Below are 18900 nucleotides of genomic sequence, written 5' to 3'. Positions count from 1 at the left end.
CTCCACCTGTGAGTGCCGGTAGTAACCGCTGCACCCTAGTGCGGGTGCCGGCGGCGTGCCTGTGCCGTTGGTGGGGGGCGCCGCCGCCTCAGGACGCGGCCAGCACGAACGCGAGCGCCGCCCGCACCGCCGTCGCCTGCGCCTCGTTGCACTGCGCCGGGCTGGCGCGCGGGCTGTCCGGATAGACCTCGGTGGTGGTGACGTAGGCCGCATCGGTGATCCCGGCGCACAGGCCGAGCGCGCGGTAGTCGTACTCGATCACGCCCGGCGCCACCACCTTGGATCCGATGATCGTGCCGTCCGGATCCGCCGGCGCGATGTGCGTCACCTCGGCGACCGCAGCATTGATCGCCTGCTGGAAGGCCGGCGCCGGCCGCGCGCTGTCGGCGCACAGGTAGAACCCGTCGGGAATGGTGCCGGGTTGGAACGGCTTGCCGTCGCGCGCGGCCAGGGCCGGGCGGAATTCGCGCTCGTCGCTGTCGGTGGTCTCGTGCAGGTCGATGTGCAGCGCGATCCGCCCGCGCAGCGGATGCACCAGCGCCCACAGCGCCGCCGACTCCGCGCACGGGCTTGCCGCCACGAAATTGCGGTTGGGATCCAGCGCCAGCGGGTTCCAGCGCTGGATGCGCTCGTAGGCCCAGGGACTGACGCAGGGCACCACCAGCAGGTTGGCGCGGCCGGCGTAGGCCGCCGCATCGCGCGCCGCGAACAGCAGCGCACCCTGTACCCCGCTGGTCTCGTAGCCGTGCACGCCGCCGGTGACCAGCGCGAGCGGCCGCGCGTCATCCCACCCGCGGCTGCGCAGGACGAACAGCGGATAGCGGCCGTCCTCGCCCCAGTCCAGTTCGCCGTACTGGATGACATCGAACGTTTCGCGCAGGGCCTGGATCCGCGCCAGCACCTCGTCGGCATAGCTGCGCTGCTTCGACTGCAGCGCGCGCCACCGGGCCTTTTCCGCCGCGCCCCAGGGCTGGCCGGGCGTTCCAATGTGGGCGACGTCGGAGGTGGCGGAGGAATGCATGGCGCAGGCTCGCAGGGCGGGCCGCGAGTGTAGCCCGTGCCTTGCCGCGCCGGGTCGCGCCCGGCATGCTGGCCCGCCGCCCGGATATCCCCCATGGCGCATGCCAACGGCCCCCTGCTGACCGCGGCCGAAGCCGACGCGCTGCGCGCCGCGCGCGATGCCGGCGCCGGCACCTGGGACGGCTCCCTCGACCTCGGCCGCCACCGCGAGCGGATTCGGCTCGACGCGCAGGCATGGCACTGGCGCGGGCAGGCCTATCCCTACCCCGGCCCGCTGCGGCCGCGCACGGTGTACGCCTGGGACGGCGCGGAGTTCGTGCCGCTGGCACGCTACGGGCGCGCGCTGATCAAGCTGGTGCCGACCGCCTGGGGCGTGCCGACGTTCGAGATCGACGGCATCAAGATGCTGCCGAGCGCACGGGTCTCGCCGCTGGAGGACGCGCGGCGCAAAGTCGCGCTGGTGCAGCCGGCCGGCGCGCGCGTGCTCGATACCTGCGGCGGGCTCGGCTACTTCGCCGCCTGCGCGCTCGCCGCCGGCGCCGCGCGGATCGACTCCTGCGAGAAGGATGCGGACGTGCTGTGGCTGCGCGCGCACAACCCGTGGTCGCCGGACCCGCAGGCCAGCGGCGGCCGCCTGCACCTGCAGCAGGCCGACGTGCGCGACGTGCTGCCCAGGTTGCCCGAGGCCGGCTACGACGCCGTGCTGCACGACCCGCCGCGGTTCGGGATCGCCGGCGAGCTGTATGCGCTGGAGTTCTACCGTGGCCTCGCCCGCGTGCTGCGCCGCGGCGGCCGGCTGTTCCACTACGTCGGCAGCCCGAACCGGCTGACCAGCGGCCGCGACGTGCCGGGGGAAGTGCTGCGCCGGCTGGAACGCGCCGGCTTCCGCGCCGAACGCGCGCTCGACGGCGTGCTGGCCGTGCGCCGCTGACGCCGCGCTAGGCGAGCGCCCGCCACGCCAGCCACAGCGGCACGCCGAGGAAGTACAGCGCACGCGCCAGCGCCTCCAGCAGCCGCCGCAACCCCACCGCCTGCGCCGGCTGCAGCAGCGCGCCCAGCCCGATCAGCGCCTCGACGCCCACGCGCAGGACGCCGGCGAATACGCTCAGACCGACCACCCAGCCGGCCCACCACAGCAGCAGGCCGAGCAGCCAGGCGCGCGCGCCGTAGGTCAGCCATTCGCCGAAGCTGCCGCCGTAGGCGATCACCTGGTGCAGGCGGAACGCGATCAGCGCCGGCAACAGCGGGAACAGGCCGAACTTGCACCAGGCGCGGTCGATCCACCAGCGCCGGCGCGCCGCCCATGCCTGTCGCCAGGCCGCGACCGCCGCCGCGTCCGGCGGCAGGCCGAGCGCCGCGTGCATCGCCACCGGATCCGCTGGCAGCAGCACGCTGCCATCGTCCAGCCGCAGGCCCGGTGCTGGCCACGGCAGCCGCAATGGGCGCGCCTGCCCGGCGCCCGCGGCGAGCCGGCGCCCGCGGCCGCGCGCCTGCAGCCCCATGCCGTCTGCCTGCGGCTCCACGCGCGCCGCGAACAGCCGCCGCAGCACGGCGACCAACGCCGCCGGGATCAGGACGGTGGCGGCGAACCAGCGCAGCTGTTGCAGGGGCTGGTTCAGCAGCGGTGCCTGCTGCCACCAGGCCCAGGCCAGCCGCCCCAATCCGAGCGCGACCGCCAGCTGCAGCAGGCGCAGCCAGCCCAGCCAGCCGCGCGGCAACCAGACCGCCGCCATCGCCTGCAGCGGCGCCGGCGCGGCGGGCGCGCGCCGCGGCCACGCCCATGCCAGCACGAACACCGCGAGCAGGCCCAGCGCCAGCGGCCCGACCCAGTCCCCGGCCCGCACCGCCAGCGTGCGCGGCGGCGGCGCCAGCGCGACCTCCCCGATCAGCACCGTCGGCACCGCCCGCGGCGCCTGCTGGCGCACGCTGCCGTCGGCCGCGATCACCGCGGTGATGCCGCTCGGAGTCACCCGCAGCTGCGGCAGGCGCGTCTGCACGCTGTTGAGCGCGGCCACCGCCAGGTGCAGGCGCGCGCCCTGCGGATGCGCGGCGAACCAGGCATCGTTGGACAGCCCCAGCAGCAAGCGCGCGCCCTGGCGCGCCGCCTTGCGCGCCAGCGCCGGATGCACGTCGTCCAGGCAGATGCTGGCGGCCACCGGCAGTTCGCGGCCGTCGCGCAGGCGCAGCGGGAACGTGCGCGCGCCGTCGCCGGCCAGCCAGGTCCCGGCCCACGGCAGCCAGCGCCGCAGGCGCGGGCCGTCCAGCCAGCCCGGTACGTGCTCGGTGAGCGGGAACGGATGGGTCTTGCGGTAGAAGCCGAGCAGGCCGTCGCGCGGGTCCACGAACGCGGCGGCGTTGTATTCGCCGTCGGCGTCGCGATCGTAGGTGCCGAACACCAGCGGCACCCCGCTGCGGCGCACGAACGCCAGCAGGCGGTGGTCGAACGCCGCCCCCGCCTCACTGCGCGGCTGCCCGAAGGAGGTCGGATACGCGGTCTCCGACCACACCAGCGCATCGATGCCGCCCACGTCCAGCGCCTGCCGCGACAGCCCGATGTGGCGCGCCAGGATGTGTTCCATCGCCGCGTACGTCCCGAGACGGCGGCGCAGGCCCTCGTAGTCGGTCAGGCCGGACTGCACCAGCGCGACCCGCAGCGACAGCTCGGACGGCAGCGCGCGCAGTTGCTGCAGCCGCCAGCCACCGTAGCCGGCCAGCGCGAGCACCAGCGCGCCCGCCGCCAGCAGGCCCGGACGCGCCCCGCGCCAGCCGCGCCCGCGGCCCTGCCAGGCCTGCACCAGCGCGAGGTTCACCAGCAGCAGCACCGCGCTCAGCAGCGGCGCGCCGCCGAGATCGGCGGCCTGGCGCAGCCAGGGCGCCGGCTGCAGGCCGTGGCCGAGGGTGTCGCCGAGCAGCTTCGGCCACAGCCATTCGCAGGCCAGCCAGGCCGCGGCCGCGAACAGCGCCGCCGGCCACGGGCGCAGGCGCGCGCGCGCCCAGTGCCAGGCCAGGGCGAACACCCACAGCTGCGGCTGCAGCAGCGGCGCGACCAGCACCGGCAGCAGCAGCCCCAGCCAGGCCGGCAGCCCGAGGTAGGCGGCCAGCGCCAGCCCGAACCAGCCCAGCGCCGCCAGCTGGTACAGCATTGCCATCAGCACGCCCGCGGCCAGCGCATCGCGCGCGCGCGGCACCGCCGGCAGCGCGAGCAGCCACGGCACCAGCAGCACGAACCCGAGCCACGGCTGCCCGCGCGCATACAGCGCCAGCAGCAGCGCGCTGGCGGCCGCGCCCGCGGCGACCTTGCCCCATGCCCGCATGCGGGTCAGCGTCCCGGCGGCGGCGTGGCCGCGCGCGGCGGCGGGATCGTGATCCAGCGCAGCGGCAGCCCGGGCGGCGCCCACTGCGGCGGCACCACCCGGTCCGGCGGGATCGGCAGCGGCCGGCCCTGCGCGTCGTAGAAGACGTAATCCGGGGAGAACATCAGGATCGGCTCGATCGGCTGGCCGTCGTCGGTCACCTGGTGGTGGCGCACGTAGCCTTCCGGCAGCGGGAAATCCTCCGGCACCGCCAGCCCGACCAGCGGCGGGCTGGTGCCGGGCGGGTTGAACGCCGCCAGCCCGGTGCGGATGCCCTCCGCGCGCAGGCGTGCGATCACCTGGCCCATGCTCGGCACCGGCTCACCCGGCGCCAGCCGCAGCACGTCGGCCAGATCCCGCCCTTCCACCGCCGGATCCCCCGGCACGGCGGCGGGGGCGGCTGTCGGCGGGGCCATCGGCGCCGCGGACGGCGCAGGCGGAGCGGGTGCTGGCCGCGGGGCACCGGCGTCCACCGGCGTGGCCGCGGGCCGCGGCCACAGCAGCCAGCCGGCCAGCACGATCCCGGCGAGGAGCGCGGCGCCGGCGGCGAGGCGCCGCCAGCGGTCGGACGACGGGGAATGCGGCATGCCCGGCCCGGCTCAAGCCCTGCCGATCAGAACGGGCTCGGCGGGCCGAACACCGAGACGCCCCAGCCCATGCGTTCGTGCCCGTAGCTGGCCCAGATCGGGCTCTTGCCGCCGGGGAAGCTGGTGTAACGCGGCGCGCCGGTCCCGCTGGAACCGCCGAACAGGCCGGCGCTCACGGTGCCGCCCTCGTAGGTCGGGTGGATGTCGTCGGACTGGATGTAGTCGTAGCTGCTGCTGGACGAGACGAAGTGGGTATTGGCGTCGCGCAGGGTGGACTTCAGGGTCACCGTGATGCGGTTGACGTAGCTGGCCTCGCTCTCGCCCGGCATGTAGCGCAGCGCCTCCGAGTCGATCCGCCCGTCGCCGTTGCTGTCGTAGTCCGCGCCCATGTACATGGCGAAGTTGTCGACGCAGGAGAAGCCCTTCTGGCGCGCGTATTCGCACATCCAGTAGTTCATCCGCGCCAGGGTCGGCAGGAAGCGGTCGCGCAGGTTGACCTTCTGCCCGGTGTTGGCGTCGGTGCAACTGCTCTGCACGTTGTCGGCGTTGTAGCCGGGGTAGTACAGGTTGGCGATGATCTTCGCCTTCACCCCCGGGTAGGCGTTGGCGTTGATGTAGTCCATTGCCTTGGCCACATAGGTCTTGCAGTTGGCCTCGGCGGTGGCCAGCACGTTGTAGTTGCAGGTGCCGGTCTGGTCCTTGAAGGCGGTGCGCGCCTGCAGGCCGTCGTTGCCGCACATCTCGAAGGTCACCACACGGGTGTTGCTGGCCTGCATGTAGGAACGCTCGGCCACGATCTTGTTCTCGTACACGTCGGAGGCCACCGCCCCCGACTTGGCGCGGCGGATGCTCTCCACGTCCGCGTTCCACAGCGCCGAGAGGTACTCCGCGCTCACGGTCGGCGCCGAGTAGCGCGCGGCGTTGAACACCGAACCGTTGTAGCCGGCATAGATCGAGTCGCCGTAGGCCACGATCCGGTACTTGGCGGTGGTGCCGGCGCGGTCGATCGTCCACGACACGTTCTGGTTGAGGGTGTTGGCATAGCCGGCCGAGGCCAGGCCCAGCAGGAGGGCAGGCAGCAGGGCGCGGCGGGTGCGGCCGAAGCGCTTGGACATGGAAGGCCCCGAGTTTCAGTGGCAGGAACCGCGGCTCCCCGCCGCGGGCGCGCCATGGTGGGACCATCCGCGTGACCGGGTCAATCGTGCAGCGCGGCAAACCGCCGCGCCCGCCTCACAGCATGCGCCTGAGGGTGTCGTCGCGGCGCACCCAGTGGTGGTACAGCGCGGCCAGTACGTGCAGGCCGATCACCCAGTAGAAGATGTCGCCGATGGTGCCGTGGATGTCCTCCAGCGTGTGCGCCAGCGGCTTGTTCTCCGGCAGCAGCGCCGGCAGCGCGGCCCCGGTGAACGGAATCTCGATGACCTTGCCGTCGCTCCACGCGGTGGCCATGCCCAGCAGCGGCATCACGATGAAGAACGCGTACAGCGCGATGTGCATCGACTTGGAGGCCAGCGCGCTGAAGCGGTCCAGCGCCGGCGTGATCGGCGGCGCGCCGTGGCGGCGGCGGGTGGCGATCCGCCAGAACGCCAGCAGGAAGATCGTGATCCCGGCCCAGAAGTGCCCCTGCATCATCGCGAAGCGCCCGCTGCTGCCGCGCGGGAACAGGTCGCGCTGCTCCACCAGCAGGTAGGCGAGCACCACCAGGATCGCCATCAGCCAGTGCAGGTGGCGCTGGGTCGGGGTGTAGCGGGCGGCCACGGCGTTCATCGCAGGATCCTCCTCGTCCGGCGCCAACGCTAGCGCATGCCGGCGGGATTTGTCAGCCTGCAGCGCCGCGCGCATGCGCGGCGCGTCAGGCCGGCGCCCGCGGCGGCGACGCCAGCAGCGCCTCGAGGTCGGCGTCCTTCTGCTGCCACAGCGCGTTCATCCACTGCTGGAAGCGCGCGCGGAAGGCGCGGTCGTGCTGGTAGTCGCCCTGCGCAAGTTCGGCCGGGATCGGATGCTGGCGCAGGCGCACGCGGACCTCGGGGATGCGGCCGGCCATCAGGTCCAGCAGCGAGGGCACGCCGGCCGGATAGGCGATGGTCACATCCAGGATCGCGTGCAGCCCCTGCCCCATCGCGTCCAGCACGAACGCCACCCCGCCCGACTTCGGCTTGAGCAGGTGCCGGTACGGCGACTGCTGGCGCGCGTGCTTGGCCGCGCTGAAGCGGGTGCCCTCGACGAAATTCATGATCGCCACCGGGATCGCGCGGAACTTCTCGCAGGCGCGCCGGGTGGCGGCGATGTCGCGCCCGGCCAGCGCCGGGTTGCGCGCGATCTGCTTGGGCGTGTAGCGGCCCATGAACGGGAAATCCAGCGCCCACCACGCCAGCCCCAGCAGCGGCACCCAGAACAGCTGGCGCTTGAGGAAGAAGCGCAGCAGCGGGATGCGCCGGTTGAACAACTTCTGCAGCACCAGGATGTCCACCCAGCTCTGGTGGTTGGCCAGCACCAGGTAGTGGCCGTCGCGCTGCAGCGCGGTCTCCCCCGCGACCACCAGGCGGGTGTCGGTGCACAGGTCCCACAGCCGGTTGTTGAACCCGATCCAGCTTTCCGCGATACCGGTCAGCAGCGGATTGCAGGCCACTTGCAGCCGCTTGGAGGGCACCAGCAGCTTCAGCAGCGCCACCAGCAGCAGCGGCAGCACGTGCAGCACGGTGCTCAGCGTGATCAGCAGGAAGACGATGGCGGCGCGCAGCAGCGGCATCGGAACGGCACCGGGGAGCGGGCCGGGATTGTCGCGGAATCGCCGGCAGGCGTCCTGCGCCGGATCAAGGCATCCGCGGCAGCACCGACCGCAACTGCCAGCCCGCCAGTGCCCAGCCTGCAGCGGGCACCAGCAGGAACAGCGCCTCGCGCACCTGCGCGGCGCCGCCGGCGCAGGCCAGCGCGGCCAGCCCGGCCTGCAGCAGCGCGACCACTGGCAATCCCCGCGCCAGCGTCCGCAGGCGGGCGCGCCCGGCGCCGATGCCGACCAGCACGAGCAGCGGCAACGCCAGCAGCGCGAGGTTCCAGGCGCCCCCGGGCGCGCCGAACAGACCCACCGCCAGATCGGCCCAGACCTGGCCGAAGCCGAGCAGCACCGCCAGCGCGAGCCACCAGCGTGCGCGCCCGCGCCCGATCCGGCGCCATCCCGCGGCCAAGGCCAGCAGCGCTGTGCTTAGCAGCACCGCCATCATGGCGAAATCCGACAGTTCCCACTCCACCCCGGACTGCGGCCAGAACCGCATCAGCAGCGCAGGCACCGCCAGCGCGGCGGGCACCAACGCCCATACCGGCCAGGGCAGGTGCAGGAACGTGGGCTGGGTGAGACGCGGCATGCCGCCATGCTGCGGCCCACTCCCCGGATTGGCAACGGCGCAGGCGGCGCAACCGTTGCATCCATGCGTCGAAAAACGCGAGGAAACGCGGCTTTGTTGCAGAAAAATCAATGATTTGCTAAGATCGCACACTCGCAAGACCCGAAGGGAGCGCAATGCCCCGCAAGCCGACTTCGGCGGCCGCCGCCGACACCGCCCCCCTGACCCACGAACGCATCGCCGCGGACCTGCGCGAATTCCGCAAGCGCGGCGGCAAGATCGAGGTGCTCGGCAACACGCCGCTGCGCCAGTTCCAGGCGGTCTCCCCGTTCCGCTCCAGTCCCGAGCAGCGCAAGCCCCCGACCCCGCCCGCGAGCGGCCGGCGCAAACCCGCGCGCTGATCGCGACGCGCCGCAGCCGCGCAAAAAAGCGGGCCGCACGCAGCGGCCCGTGGAGGGAAAGGATGCGCGGCGCCCGCGCGCATCCGGTCGGGTCAGAAACGGAACTGCAGGCGCAGGTTGACCGGCCACGACGTGCGCGCGCCGGTGTCGTTGATGCTGGCCAGGCCCAAGCCGACCAGCGCGCTGTCGTTGCCCTTGAGCTTGCCGTGGTAACGCACGCCGACCTCGAGGCCGACCGCGGCCTGCGGGTTGATCTGCCACAGCAAGCCGGCGTCGGCGCCGGTGCTGAAGCGCCAGCCGCTGTCGAAGAACGGCACGTTGTTCAGGGCGATGTTCGCGTCGGGGATGGTGAAGGTGGCATTGATGCGGTCCACGCGGGAGGTGCCCAGACGCCCGGCCACGTACGGCCGCAGTTCGCCCTGGCTGAAGTAGTAGCGGTACCCGCCTTCCAGCGCCAGGCTCTTGTAGCGGCCGAAGCGCCCATACACCGGCAGGGTCGTGTTCAGCGCCGGCACGAACGCGCCGCCGACCTGCACCTGGTCGGCGCCGGAGCGGGTCGAGACCAGTTGCCCGAACCACTCGCCCGGGCCCATCGGCCAGCCCATCTCCACCCCGAAGCTGTTGGCCTTGCCGTAGATCGCATCGTACGAGCGCGGCTGGATGCGCAGCTCCGCGGACACGCCGGCCAACGCGGGGTTGAGCGGGCCGAGGTCGGCGATCGGGGCAGTCGCCCCCTTGTGCACGTCGCCGCTGACCGACAGGTCGCGGCCGCCGAACACCGAGAAGGTCGGGCCTTCCTGGGCCATGGCGGCGGCCGGCAGCAGGGAGGCAAGCAGCAGGACGAATCCGGAGGGACGGTGCATGGTGACGCTCCTTATGTCGGGGGAACCGGCACGCCGCCGGCCCTGACCCGTACGCCCGATGCGCGGGGGTGGATGCAGCCTCAGCCGCGCCAGTTCGCATGGGTGCGCCAGAACGCCACGCTCTGCCGATAGGCGTCGCGGTCCAGCGCCACCCCCGAGCCGCCCTCGGCCACCCCCAGCGCATTGCGCAGCAGCGTGATCGGCGCCATCGGGGTCGGCTCCGGCGCCAGGGTGAACAGGCAGCCGACCACGCCCCACTCGCCCGCGATCGGCTGCCCTTCCTTCGCGAGCTGGGCGCGGTCGTACAGGATCGGGATCAGGTATTCCGCGCGCGGCGCCTCCACCCCCTCGAACCAGCGCACTAGCACCGGCAGCTCCGCCTCGGTGCGCGCCTCGTAATCGCTGCGCAGCAGATGGCGGTTGTCGGCGGTGATCGGGATCGCCGAAGCGCGCGTGCGGGTCCAGTTGCGGTGCACGTGCAGGCGGCAGAACGGCGCGTAGCCGGGGAGGTCGCGCAGCGGGATGCGTTCGTTGAGCGCGCGCTCGAAGGCCTCCGGGGTCAGGTCCTGCAGCCCATCGCGGCGCGGCGGGTCGCGGAACAGGCGGGCACGGGCGAAGTCGGTGAGCACGATGCGCATGGGCAGCCTCGTCGGGAACCTGCCGTCATTGTCGCGCGTGCGCTCACCACGGGATCGGCGCGCCGTCCCAGGCCAGGAAGCGCCCGCTGTCCGCCGGCGTGGCCGCCGCGATCACCGCCAGCAGGCGCGCCGCCGCCTGCGCGGGCGTGATCAGTTGCCCGGGCGGCAGGCGCGCCTGGAATGGCCGCGACAGCGGCGTGTCCACCGTCCCCGGGTGCAGCAGCAGGCAGGTGGCCTGCGGGCGCGTGCGCCGCCACTCGATCGCCAGCGTATGCAGCAGCTGGTTCTGCGCGGCCTTGGCCGCGCGGTAGGCGTACCAGCCGCCGAGCCGGTTGTCGCCGATCGAGCCCACCCGCGCCGACAGCGAGGCGTACACCGCCTGCTGCGCGCGCGGCAGCAGCGGCTCCAGCACCCGCGCGAGCAGGATCGGCGCGAAGGCGTCGATCGCGAACACCTGCTGCAGTGCGGCCAGGCGCACCTGCGCCAGCGCGCGCTCCGGCTGCAGGCCGGGCGCGTGCAGCAGGCCGGCGCAATGCAGCACGAGGTGCAGTGCGGGCGTCGATGCGGCAACCGCATCGGCCAGCCGCTGCAGCGCCGCTTCGTCGGTGAGGTCGGCCAGATGCAGGTGCAGGCGGCCGGGATGCGCCTGCGCCAGCGCCGCCAGAGGATCCGCGCCCGGCGCGCGGCGGACGACCGCATGCACCTGCGCCACCTGCGGATGCGCGAGCAGCTGCGCCAGCGCGGCCTGGCCGATGCCGCCGCCGGCGCCGGTGACCAGGCACGTGGCCGGCCCCTGCAGGCCGTGCACGGGCGGAACGGGTGCTGGTGCGGGCACGGACATGCCATCACTCCGAAGAAACCTGGCCGCTGCACGCAGCCGGCGGCCGCGCGGATGCAGGCCTGCGCATCCCGCCGGCGCCGGCCTGCGTACACTGGTGCAGTCGCTGCACGGAGGCCTCGCCATGCGCATCCTGATCGCCGGCGCCACCGGCCTGGTCGGCCAGGGCGTGCTGCACGAGGTGCTGGCCGATCCGGGCGTGACCGCGGTCGGGCTGCTGGTGCGGCATCCGACGGCGGTGGGCGATCCCCGGCTCGCCCTGCTGCAGGTCCCGGCCTACGACGCCCTGGACGCGCTGGGCGAGCGCCTGCGCGGCTGGGAGGCCTGCTTCTACTGCGCCGGCGCGCCGCCGCTGGGCACGCCCGAGCCGACCTACCGCCACGTCACCCTCGACCTGACCCTGCACGTGGCGCGCGCCTATGCGGCGGCCAATCCGTCCGGGCGCTTCCTGTACATCTCCGGGGCGGGTGCCGACCCGGCCAGCCGGCTGATGCCGATGCGGGTCAAGGGCGAGACCGAACGCGCCCTGCGCGCGCTGCCGATCGTGACCGTGATGCTGCGCCCGGGCGGGATCGCCCCCCGCCACGACGAGCGCAGCCCGCACCCGTGGATGCGCCCGTTCTACCGGCTCGCCGGGCCCGGCCTGCGCCTCGGCGCCCAACTCGCGCCGGCGCTGCTGACCGACACCGCCCGGGTCGGGCGCGCGCTGCTGGCGCTGGCGCGGATGCCGGCGCCGCCGGCGGTGGTGGAGAACGCCGAGATCAACCGCCTCGGACGCTGAGGCTCATTCCTCCTCGCCCGCCGCGGGCACCTCGCCGCGCGGCACGTGGCGGGCCGCCCACAGGTTGTCGACCAGGTTCGGATAGCGGCGCCCGGCCTGCGCCGCGCGCGCCTGCGCGGCCGCGCGCTGGGCGGGGCTGAGCGGGGTGCGCGGGCCGGGCGGACGCCGCCGCTTCCACGGCGGCAGGCGGCCAGGATCGGGCGGCAGGCGCGTGGGCATGGCGGTCAGCCCTGGAACACCGGATCCAGCAGGCGGAAGCGGCCGGCGTCGGCATCCAGCTCGACCTGCCCCCCGACCGGCACGATGAACTGCTCGCGCAGGTGCCCGATCTGCGCCCCGCGGTAGGCCGGGATGCCCAGCGGGCGCACGTAGTCGTCGAGGATCTGCTCCAGCGTGAGCGATCCGTAGCCGTCGCCGGGCTTGCAATCGGTGCATTGCCCGAACACGACCCCGGCCACGCGGTCGAGCAGCCCGGCCAGGCGCAGGGTCGCGAACATGCGGTCGATCCGGTACGGCGCCTCGCCCACGTCCTCGAGGAACAGGATGGCGCCGTCGAACTCCGGCAGGTACGGAGTGCCGACCAGCGCCGCCAGCACCGCCAGGTTGCCGCCGACCAAGGGCCCACGGGCGCGCCCGCCGGTGATGGTCACGGTGCGGTTCTGGCGCACCACCAGGTCGTCCCCGCGCTCCTGCGGATTGGCGTACTCGGGCAGCGCGCGCTCCAGCAGCAGCTGCCGGAACTGGGCGGCGTTGAAGGCGGGCCAGCTGCCGGCGGCGACCGGGCCGTGGAAGCCGACCAACCCGGTCTGCGCGGCCAGCCCGCACAGCAGCGCGGTGATGTCCGAGTAGCCGAGCACCGGCTTGGGATCGCGCCGCACCGCGGCATAGTCGAGCCGCGGCAGTAGCCGCATCGCGCCGTAGCCGCCGCGCACGCAGACGATGCCGCGGATGGCCGGGTCCGCGAACGCGGCGTTGAGGTCGGCCGCGCGCGCGGCGTCGTCCCCGGCCAGGTAGCCGCGGCGCGCGCCGGCATGCGCGCCGAGCGCCACCCGCAGGCCCAGCGCCTCCAGCGCCTCGCGCGCCAGCTGCAGGGCGAGGCTGTCCTCGACCGGCGAGGACGGGCTGAGCAGGGCCACGGTGTCGCCCGCGCGCAGCGGATGCGGCAGCAGGCTGCCGAGCCGCGGGCGGCGGGCCGGGGCGGGATGGGCAGGCGGCGTCGGCATGGCCGACAGCATAGCCGCTGCCGCCGCGGCGGCGAGGAAGCCGCGCCGGTTCACGCCACCTCCGGGCGCGCCGCCGGCGCCTGGCCGGGCGGAGTCAGCAGGGCCTCCAGCTCGGCGCGCCGGGCGCGCGCGTCCGCGCGGCCGAGTTCCACCAACTCGTGCAGGTAGTCGCCGGTGAACAGCAGGTAGCTGGCCAGCATCGCGCCGCTGCCGTGGCCGGTGCCGACGCCTTCCAGCAGGCGCCGCGCCGCACCCGGCATGCTCCGCCAGTAGCGCGCCGCGATCGCGCTGATCGACTGCGAGGGCGAGATCGCCAGCACCGGCAGCGGATGCAGCGGCAGGGTCTCGCGCAGCGCCGGCGGCACCTGCGCCAGCATCGCATTGATGCGGGTGGCCTGGTGCGCGTCGGCGCGCAGGGTATCGAGGAAGATCGAGGCCATCGCATGCCCGGCGATCTGGGCGAGGCTGGGATAGGCCGGCGCGGCGCCGGCCGGCGGCGGCCACGGCGGGCGCGGCTCGGCTACGTCGATCGCCAGGATCCGCTGCGCGCCCAAATGGATGGCCGGCGCCAACGGGGCGAGCTGGCGCATCGCGCCGTCACCGAAATAGTCCGTGCCCTCCCCGCATGCCAGCGGCACCGCCGGGAAGATGAAGGGCAGCGCGCTGGAGGCGAGCAGGTGCGCGACCTCGATCTGCGCCGGCACCGCCCATTCGCCGGGCTGGCGCCAGCCCGGATGCGCGCGCGCGGCCTGGAAGAAGCTGACGTGGCGGCCGAGGGTATAGCCCGAGGCGGACACCGACAGCGCCTCCAGCGCGCCGGCCTCGAGCGCCGCCGCCAGCCGCCCCGGCGGGAACAGCCGCGCCAGCGTGCGCTCCAGCGGGCGGTTGTCGAGCAGGCTGCGCGGGTTCTGCCGCCATAGCCAGCCGAACGCGAACAGGCGCAGCCAGCCCAGTCCGCCGCGCGCCAGCGGCAGGGTGCCGACATGGAACACGTCGCCCGGGGTCAGGCGCTCCCACTCGCCGGGCATGGCTGCGATCGCCGCGCGCCAGTCGCTGCAATGGGCGGCGAAGTAGCCGGCATTGATCGCCCCGGCCGAGGTGCCGCACACGATCGGGAACGGGTTGGCCGAGGCCGCCGGCCAGCGCGCCTGGAGCACCTCCAGCACCCCGGCCAGCACGCCGGCCTGGTAGGCGGTGCGCGCGCCGCCCCCCTGCAGCACCAGCCCGGTCGGGGCGGGGTCGGCGGCGGTCGGGGCGACTGGTAGCATGCCCCAACGATACCGCAGCGCGGCGCGCCCGCGGTTCAGGCGCGTGCCCGCGTGCGGGCGCACAATTCGCCTGTCGATGTTCCTTTCCCCCGGGAGTCCCGCCATGCCCAGCCTGCTCCAGTTCGAACTGGCCAACGTCAAGTGCGGCGGTTGCGCCAACAGCATCCGCAAGGCGGTCGAGGCCGTGCCGCAGGCACGGGTGGTCGCGCTCGACCCCGCCAGCGGCCACCTCGAGGTCGAGGCCGACCCCGCGCTGCGCGCGCAGATCGCCGAGCGCCTGCGCGCGCTGGGCTATCCCGAGCAGGGCACGGTGGACGGCCTGGCGGCGATGGCCGCGAGCGCCAAGTCGTTCGTCAGCTGCGCGGTCGGCCGCCTCGGCGGCGAGGACTGACGCGCTTCAAGCCTCGTCGTCGAGCGCCGGGTCCCAGCCGCGCGCGGCGGCGCGCGCGGTGGCCTCGGCGTAGATCCGCGCGTGGCGTTCGCGCAGGTCCGGCGGCAGCCGGCTCGGCAGCCCGCCGTGCATGTCCCAGCGCGCCTCGACCTGTTGCATCAGCGACTGCATCCGTCCCAGGTCCCAGCCGGCGCAGTCCTCGTGCTCGGGCAGCAGGCCGAACACCCAGGCATCCAGCACCACCCGGCCGAGCGCGGTCAGCCCGTGGCCGTCGGCATGCAGCCCCGGATAGGTCGGTCGCGGCGTGCTCATGGCGGGTACTGGCGCAGATAGGCCGCGAGCAGGCCGAGCACCGCGTCGGCCTTGATCACCAGGCCAAGATCGAGCATCTCGGTGGCCGCGGCCAGCCCGCCGTGCTGCGCCGGCACCGGTGCCGGCACCGGCAACCCGCTGTCCGCGCGGAAGAACACCGCCGCCACCACCCCGGCGAAGTGGATCTGGCGGCCGACGCCGTGCATCGCCGGGGCGGTCTCCGGCTGGTGCACGAACACCGGGCTGCCGGAGGAACCGGGGAACACCGCGGCGTCGACCAGGAACTCCGGGCGCCCCTCGAAGTCCAGCGCCAGCGGGGTGGCGGTGGTACCGCGGCGCAGGATCGGCATCAGGTTCGTCTGGTCCCAGACCCCGCTGGGGTAACCCACGAACAGCACGTCCTCGAGCGCGTCCAGGCGCGCGGCGGTGGCCGCATCCAGCGCCAGCCGGGTATCGATCGGGCTGTAGTACAGACGCACGCCCTGCGCCTGCGCGGCCTGCTCGAGCGGGCGCAGCGGCACCAGCGCCAGGTCCACCGCCGGATCCGGGTGCAGGAACCAGGCCTGGGCGAAGTCCTCGATGGCCAGCTCGACGCGCGCCCCGATCCGCGGCTCGCCATCCTCGGCGCGGGTGAACACCAGCCCGCCGCGGCGCACGCCCTCGACCAGATGGCGGTTGCTGACCACATAGCAGGCGCTGCCGCCGGGATAGGCGTGGCGGACCACGAACGCCGTGCCCGAGCCGCGGCTGCCGTCCTCCAATTCGGTGTCCACCCGCACGGTCGCGAACAGCAGCCGCTTGGCGGTGGAATCGACCCGCAGGCGCGGGCGCACGGCGGCGGGCGGTGCCGGCCTCATGCCCCCTGCCCCGCCTGCCGGTTGAGCTGGGCCAGCGCGCGCAGCGCCGCCGCCTGCGCCGCCTCGGCCTCGGCCTCGCTGCCCATCATGGTGAGCCGGCCGAAGCTGCCGAACGGCTTGACGTCGACCAGGGTGACGTTGGCGGCTTTCTCGGCCTCGTTGGCGGCGTACACGATGTAGCCGGCCGGCTCGACCTCGAGGATGAACATGCTCTTGCCGGGCAGGATCATCGAGCCCTTGCGCAGCTGGCGGTTGATCAGGGTGGTGTGGTCGGGGGTGATGCCGCGGATGATCTCGTTCCACGCAACCTGGCACGGCAGGCGGGTGTCCACCGCGGTCTGCAACTGGCGCAGGATGACCGCGCCGGCCTCCTGCACCTCGCTCTGGTTGCGGTAGTGGATCTCCATCGAGCCGAACGCGCGCTCCACCACCTGCTCGCCCAGGTGCACGTTGGTCTCCTTCAGGGCGATGTCGGACAGGCGGTGCACCGCCATCCCGGGCGCGACCTCGACCCATAGGCACGCATCGCCCGGGACCGGCAGGAAGCCCTGCGAGGAGGTGGCGAGGTAGGACGCCAGCTGCGGCTGCAACGCATCGATGAACACGAACGTGCGCAGACTGATGCGCGGGCGCACGCTGCCGGCCTCGGATGCGGGCACGCTCACCGGGTCAGCCCCAGGTACAGGCGCGGCAGGGTCTCCGGCAGCCGCGCCGGGTGGTCGAGCACGGTGTAGCGGCGCGCGCCGAAGATGTGCGCCACGTACTCGTCGGCCTGCGGGTCGAGCGAGAGCGCGTAAGTGGCGATCCCGCCCCGCGCCAGTTCCTCGACCGCGCGACGGGCGTCCTCGCGGCAGTAGCGCGGGTCGCGCACGTCGTTGTCGGCCGGTGCGCCGTCGGTGACCACGAAGCACACCCGGCGCGCCGCCGCGCGCCGCGCCAGGAACCCGCCGGCGTGGCGCAGGGCCGCGCCCATCCGGGTCGAGTAGCCGGCGCGCATCGCGGCCAGGCGCGCGCGCACCAGGTCGTCGTAGGGCGTCTCGAAATCCTTGAAGCGGTAGTAGTGCACGTCGTGGCGCCCGTTCGAGCAGAACCCGTGCAGGGCGAACGCATCCCCGACCCGGTCCAGCGCCTCCGCGAGCAGCACGGTGGCGGCGCGGGTCAACTCGAGCACGCTGTAGTCCTGCCCGCGCACCTTGTCATTGGCGGACTCGGACAGGTCGAGCAGGACCAGCACCGCGAGATCGCGGGTGCGGCGCTGGCGGCGCAGCATGATGCGGGTGTCCGGCTGCCGGCCGAGGCGCAGGTCGAGCCAGGCGCACAGCGCGGCGTCGAGGTCGAGGTCGTCGCCGTCCTGCAGCCGGCGGACGCGCTGCAGGCCCTGCGGCACCAGCGCCTCGATCAAGTGCTTCAGGCGCGCGCTGGCTCCGCGGTGCTCGGCCAGGATGGCCTCGACCACCGCCGGGTCGCCGGCCGGCGGATGCCGCTCCAGCACGGTCGCCCAGCCCGGGCGCTCCAGCTGCAGGCCGTAGTCCCATTCCGGGTAGTGCACCGGGTCGGCCTGCGGCGGGCGGCCCTCCAACGCATTGAGGGTGGTGCCCTCCTGGTCGAGCCAGAACTCGGTCGGCAGCACCCACACTTCCTGTGCATCGTCGCCGGCGAATTCGTTGTCGACCTCGTTGGCCATCTCCACCGCGTTGACCTTGCGGCGCACTTGCTGGCGGGTCTCCCAGGTCGCCGCCAGCGCCTCGGCCTCGTCGTAGGCTTCCTGCTGCCACAACGCGCGGTTGTCGTCGCGGTAGGGCGCGGTCGGCTCGTCGTGGCGGACGTGGAACTCTGGCAGGCCGGGCGGCAGCGCGTGCACCTGCGCGACCCCGAGCTCCCAGGACGTCTGCGCGGTGTCGAGCGCACCGGGGCGCTCGCAGGCGGCGCGGAACGCCTCCACTCCCTGGCGCACCCACGGGTGCGGATCCTGCGGGGCCTCCTCCAGCAAGGCGCGCGCCAGGCGGTCCAGCAATTCGCCGATCCGCGCCGGCGCGCCGTAAGCCACCGGCGGATGCAGGCGCAGCCAGGCCGCGCGCAGGTTGGGGAAGCGCCGGATCGCGCAGGTCTCGACCCGGGCGTCCTCGAACACGCCGATCACCGCGAGCTGCAGCGGCGAGAGCATCTGCATCGACAGCGGGCGGGCGGTGAAGACCAGGTGCGCCGCGCAGTGGTTGGCGGCGGCGCGGTACAGCTCAAGGCCCGGCACGGCCTCGCCCACGGCGTCCGCCGGCGGCCAGTCGTCGTAGGCATCGGCCAGGTGGATCACGTGGCGCTCGATGTACGGGCGCAGGCCGGCGCGGGTCTCGTAGTCGCCCGAGGTCGGGCGCAGGAAGAAGTCGCGCCCCCACAGCGCGCGCAGGTACAGGTTCAGCCGGCGCTGCACATCCACGAACAGGGTGCCGCGCCGCTCCTGCTGCAGCACCGCCAACGCATCCGGGCTGTGCAGCGAGAAGTAGCGCTGCTGGCCCTCGAGGTCGCTGCGGTAGGCCTGCACGCCCCACTGCACCCAGCGCCGGAGGCCGCCGAGGGTGAGCTGGCCGAGGAGGCGCTCGAGGTTCTCCAGCAAGGGGCGCAGCCCGCGCGGAGCCTGCGCCAGCAGATGGTCCAGCAGCGCCAGGTAGTCGCGGAACAGGCCCGGATCGCCGAGCCGGGCGGCCGCGACCGGGGCGGTGGCGGCGACCAGCGCCAGCACCTGGCCGGAGGTCTTGGAGGCCATCGCCAGCAGGGCGTTGACCAGCGCCGGCAGCGCGTCCTCGCCGATCGCGCGCGCCAGCGCCGGCATCGCCTCCAGGTAGGAGGCGACCAGCTCGCTGCCGCGGCCGAGTTGGTGCAGCGCGAGCGCGCCGCGCAGGTAGCCGTCCAGCCCGCGCGGGGAGAACGCGCGCGCGGCCTCCTGCCACGACGCGTGCAGCAGCTGCTGGGCCTCGCCCGGCAGCGCCTGCAGCAGTTCGGCGTGGTCGTCGAGGCGGATGGCCATCGCGCGCG

21 protein-coding genes are annotated in these 18900 nt (G+C 73.9%); 4 read left to right on the top strand and 17 right to left on the bottom strand.

Annotated features, from left to right (window positions below):
* Positions 1–88 precede the first annotated feature (88 nt).
* The gene (locus tag ML340_RS10670; RefSeq protein ID WP_240099471.1) at positions 89–1021 is read right to left on the bottom strand and encodes a M14 family metallopeptidase; all 933 of its coding nucleotides are present in this window, start codon (positions 1019–1021) and stop codon (positions 89–91) included.
* A gap of 93 nt (positions 1022–1114) precedes the next feature.
* Between ML340_RS10670 and ML340_RS10665 the strand changes: the two genes are divergently transcribed.
* Positions 1115–1951 (top strand): class I SAM-dependent methyltransferase, encoded by an 837-nt coding sequence (locus tag ML340_RS10665; protein WP_240099469.1) that lies wholly within the window; start codon positions 1115–1117, stop codon positions 1949–1951.
* Between the two features lie 7 nt (positions 1952–1958).
* On the opposite strand, the gene lnt is transcribed toward ML340_RS10665, so the two are convergent.
* From lnt to ML340_RS10635, 6 genes are all read right to left on the bottom strand, one after another.
* Positions 1959–4334, bottom strand: a complete 2376-nt coding sequence (gene lnt, locus ML340_RS10660) for an apolipoprotein N-acyltransferase (protein ID WP_240099467.1) — start codon at positions 4332–4334, stop codon at positions 1959–1961.
* Positions 4335–4339: 5 nt separating this feature from the next.
* Entirely contained in the window at positions 4340–4960 is a 621-nt protein-coding gene (locus ML340_RS10655) for a hypothetical protein (protein ID WP_240099465.1), read from the bottom strand.
* A 26-nt stretch (positions 4961–4986) separates the two neighbouring features.
* Positions 4987–6075 carry an SGNH/GDSL hydrolase family protein gene (locus ML340_RS10650; RefSeq protein WP_240099463.1) on the bottom strand — a complete coding sequence of 363 codons (1089 nt, stop codon included), beginning with the start codon at positions 6073–6075 and terminating at the stop codon, positions 4987–4989.
* 115 nt (positions 6076–6190) lie between these two features.
* On the bottom strand, positions 6191–6727 hold the full coding sequence (locus ML340_RS10645; protein ID WP_240099461.1) for a cytochrome b: 537 nt from the start codon (positions 6725–6727) through the stop codon (positions 6191–6193).
* Between the two features lie 85 nt (positions 6728–6812).
* A complete protein-coding gene (locus tag ML340_RS10640) occupies positions 6813–7709 on the bottom strand; it encodes a 1-acylglycerol-3-phosphate O-acyltransferase, YihG family (RefSeq protein ID WP_240099459.1) in 897 nt (298 codons plus the stop codon).
* Between the two features lie 64 nt (positions 7710–7773).
* Complete coding sequence (locus ML340_RS10635; RefSeq protein WP_240099457.1) at positions 7774–8322, bottom strand: hypothetical protein; 549 nt, start codon at positions 8320–8322, stop codon at positions 7774–7776.
* Between the two features lie 155 nt (positions 8323–8477).
* Here ML340_RS10635 and ML340_RS10630 point away from each other — a divergent pair, with 155 nt between their 5' ends.
* Positions 8478–8702 carry a hypothetical protein gene (locus ML340_RS10630; protein ID WP_240099456.1) on the top strand — a complete coding sequence of 75 codons (225 nt, stop codon included), beginning with the start codon at positions 8478–8480 and terminating at the stop codon, positions 8700–8702.
* 92 nt (positions 8703–8794) lie between these two features.
* Here ML340_RS10630 and ML340_RS10625 read toward each other — a convergent pair whose 3' ends face one another.
* The 3 genes from ML340_RS10625 to ML340_RS10615 all read right to left on the bottom strand — a co-directional run bounded on the left by ML340_RS10625 (position 8795) and on the right by ML340_RS10615 (position 11044).
* Entirely contained in the window at positions 8795–9565 is a 771-nt protein-coding gene (locus tag ML340_RS10625) for a hypothetical protein (protein WP_240099454.1), read from the bottom strand.
* 80 nt (positions 9566–9645) lie between these two features.
* On the bottom strand, positions 9646–10203 hold the full coding sequence (locus ML340_RS10620) for a DUF3228 family protein (protein ID WP_240099452.1): 558 nt from the start codon (positions 10201–10203) through the stop codon (positions 9646–9648).
* 43 nt (positions 10204–10246) lie between these two features.
* Positions 10247–11044, bottom strand: a complete 798-nt coding sequence (locus ML340_RS10615; protein ID WP_240099450.1) for an SDR family NAD(P)-dependent oxidoreductase — start codon at positions 11042–11044, stop codon at positions 10247–10249.
* Between the two features lie 121 nt (positions 11045–11165).
* On the opposite strand from ML340_RS10615, the gene ML340_RS10610 reads away from it, so the two are divergent.
* Positions 11166–11822, top strand: a complete 657-nt coding sequence (locus tag ML340_RS10610; RefSeq protein WP_240099448.1) for a Rossmann-fold NAD(P)-binding domain-containing protein — start codon at positions 11166–11168, stop codon at positions 11820–11822.
* Between the two features lie 3 nt (positions 11823–11825).
* Here ML340_RS10610 and ML340_RS10605 read toward each other — a convergent pair whose 3' ends face one another.
* The 3 genes from ML340_RS10605 to ML340_RS10595 are packed head-to-tail and all read right to left on the bottom strand — an operon-like array spanning position 11826 to position 14313.
* Positions 11826–12041 (bottom strand): hypothetical protein, encoded by a 216-nt coding sequence (locus tag ML340_RS10605; RefSeq protein ID WP_240099446.1) that lies wholly within the window; start codon positions 12039–12041, stop codon positions 11826–11828.
* A gap of 5 nt (positions 12042–12046) precedes the next feature.
* Positions 12047–13045: a S66 peptidase family protein gene (locus ML340_RS10600; RefSeq protein ID WP_240099444.1), complete on the bottom strand. Its 999-nt coding sequence runs from the start codon at positions 13043–13045 to the stop codon at positions 12047–12049.
* A gap of 50 nt (positions 13046–13095) precedes the next feature.
* Entirely contained in the window at positions 13096–14313 is a 1218-nt protein-coding gene (locus tag ML340_RS10595) for a patatin-like phospholipase family protein (RefSeq protein WP_240099442.1), read from the bottom strand.
* A 103-nt stretch (positions 14314–14416) separates the two neighbouring features.
* Here ML340_RS10595 and ML340_RS10590 point away from each other — a divergent pair, with 103 nt between their 5' ends.
* Entirely contained in the window at positions 14417–14704 is a 288-nt protein-coding gene (locus tag ML340_RS10590) for a heavy-metal-associated domain-containing protein (RefSeq protein ID WP_240099440.1), read from the top strand.
* Between the two features lie 6 nt (positions 14705–14710).
* Here the strand turns inward: ML340_RS10590 and ML340_RS10585 are convergent, their stop codons facing one another.
* Genes ML340_RS10585 through ML340_RS10570 form a run of 4 tightly spaced genes read right to left on the bottom strand, consistent with a single transcriptional unit; the run spans position 14711 to position 18892 of the window.
* On the bottom strand, positions 14711–15016 hold the full coding sequence (locus tag ML340_RS10585) for a hypothetical protein (protein ID WP_240099438.1): 306 nt from the start codon (positions 15014–15016) through the stop codon (positions 14711–14713).
* Complete coding sequence (locus ML340_RS10580; protein ID WP_240099437.1) at positions 15013–15873, bottom strand: S1 family peptidase; 861 nt, start codon at positions 15871–15873, stop codon at positions 15013–15015. Before ML340_RS10580 ends, ML340_RS10585 begins: the two co-directional genes overlap by 4 nt.
* Complete coding sequence (locus ML340_RS11980; protein WP_240099435.1) at positions 15870–16538, bottom strand: BMC domain-containing protein; 669 nt, start codon at positions 16536–16538, stop codon at positions 15870–15872. Before ML340_RS11980 ends, ML340_RS10580 begins: the two co-directional genes overlap by 4 nt.
* Positions 16535–18892: a nitric oxide reductase activation protein NorD gene (locus ML340_RS10570; RefSeq protein WP_240099433.1), complete on the bottom strand. Its 2358-nt coding sequence runs from the start codon at positions 18890–18892 to the stop codon at positions 16535–16537. The genes ML340_RS11980 and ML340_RS10570 overlap by 4 nt, the downstream gene beginning before the upstream one ends.
* Between the last annotated feature and the right edge of the window lie 8 nt (positions 18893–18900).

It is taken from the genome of Thermomonas flagellata, assembly GCF_022419185.1.
GTDB classification, from domain to species: domain Bacteria; phylum Pseudomonadota; class Gammaproteobacteria; order Xanthomonadales; family Xanthomonadaceae; genus Thermomonas; species Thermomonas flagellata.
The sequence above is the reverse complement of the archived record's forward strand: the minus strand, read 5'-3'. Positions and strand labels throughout refer to the sequence as shown.

Excerpts from the sequence above, each read along its gene's own strand:
- ML340_RS10620 (WP_240099452.1), bottom strand. The coding sequence starts at position 10,203 with ATGCGCATCGTGCTCACCGACTTCGCCCGTGCCCGCCTGTTCCGCGAC.
- ML340_RS10595 (WP_240099442.1), bottom strand. The coding sequence starts at position 14,313 with ATGCTACCAGTCGCCCCGACCGCCGCCGACCCCGCCCCGACCGGGCTG.
- ML340_RS10670 (WP_240099471.1), bottom strand. The coding sequence starts at position 1,021 with ATGCATTCCTCCGCCACCTCCGACGTCGCCCACATTGGAACGCCCGGC.
- ML340_RS10570 (WP_240099433.1), bottom strand. The coding sequence starts at position 18,892 with ATGGCCATCCGCCTCGACGACCACGCCGAACTGCTGCAGGCGCTGCCG.
- ML340_RS10585 (WP_240099438.1), bottom strand. The coding sequence starts at position 15,016 with ATGAGCACGCCGCGACCGACCTATCCGGGGCTGCATGCCGACGGCCAC.
- ML340_RS10665 (WP_240099469.1), top strand. The coding sequence starts at position 1,115 with ATGGCGCATGCCAACGGCCCCCTGCTGACCGCGGCCGAAGCCGACGCG.
- ML340_RS10615 (WP_240099450.1), bottom strand. The coding sequence starts at position 11,044 with ATGTCCGTGCCCGCACCAGCACCCGTTCCGCCCGTGCACGGCCTGCAG.
- ML340_RS10625 (WP_240099454.1), bottom strand. The coding sequence starts at position 9,565 with ATGCACCGTCCCTCCGGATTCGTCCTGCTGCTTGCCTCCCTGCTGCCG.
- ML340_RS10610 (WP_240099448.1), top strand. The coding sequence starts at position 11,166 with ATGCGCATCCTGATCGCCGGCGCCACCGGCCTGGTCGGCCAGGGCGTG.
- ML340_RS10600 (WP_240099444.1), bottom strand. The coding sequence starts at position 13,045 with ATGCCGACGCCGCCTGCCCATCCCGCCCCGGCCCGCCGCCCGCGGCTC.
- ML340_RS10580 (WP_240099437.1), bottom strand. The coding sequence starts at position 15,873 with ATGAGGCCGGCACCGCCCGCCGCCGTGCGCCCGCGCCTGCGGGTCGAT.
- ML340_RS10645 (WP_240099461.1), bottom strand. The coding sequence starts at position 6,727 with ATGAACGCCGTGGCCGCCCGCTACACCCCGACCCAGCGCCACCTGCAC.
- ML340_RS10605 (WP_240099446.1), bottom strand. The coding sequence starts at position 12,041 with ATGCCCACGCGCCTGCCGCCCGATCCTGGCCGCCTGCCGCCGTGGAAG.
- ML340_RS10590 (WP_240099440.1), top strand. The coding sequence starts at position 14,417 with ATGCCCAGCCTGCTCCAGTTCGAACTGGCCAACGTCAAGTGCGGCGGT.
- ML340_RS10640 (WP_240099459.1), bottom strand. The coding sequence starts at position 7,709 with ATGCCGCTGCTGCGCGCCGCCATCGTCTTCCTGCTGATCACGCTGAGC.
- lnt (WP_240099467.1), bottom strand. The coding sequence starts at position 4,334 with ATGCGGGCATGGGGCAAGGTCGCCGCGGGCGCGGCCGCCAGCGCGCTG.
- ML340_RS10630 (WP_240099456.1), top strand. The coding sequence starts at position 8,478 with ATGCCCCGCAAGCCGACTTCGGCGGCCGCCGCCGACACCGCCCCCCTG.
- ML340_RS10655 (WP_240099465.1), bottom strand. The coding sequence starts at position 4,960 with ATGCCGCATTCCCCGTCGTCCGACCGCTGGCGGCGCCTCGCCGCCGGC.
- ML340_RS10650 (WP_240099463.1), bottom strand. The coding sequence starts at position 6,075 with ATGTCCAAGCGCTTCGGCCGCACCCGCCGCGCCCTGCTGCCTGCCCTC.
- ML340_RS10635 (WP_240099457.1), bottom strand. The coding sequence starts at position 8,322 with ATGCCGCGTCTCACCCAGCCCACGTTCCTGCACCTGCCCTGGCCGGTA.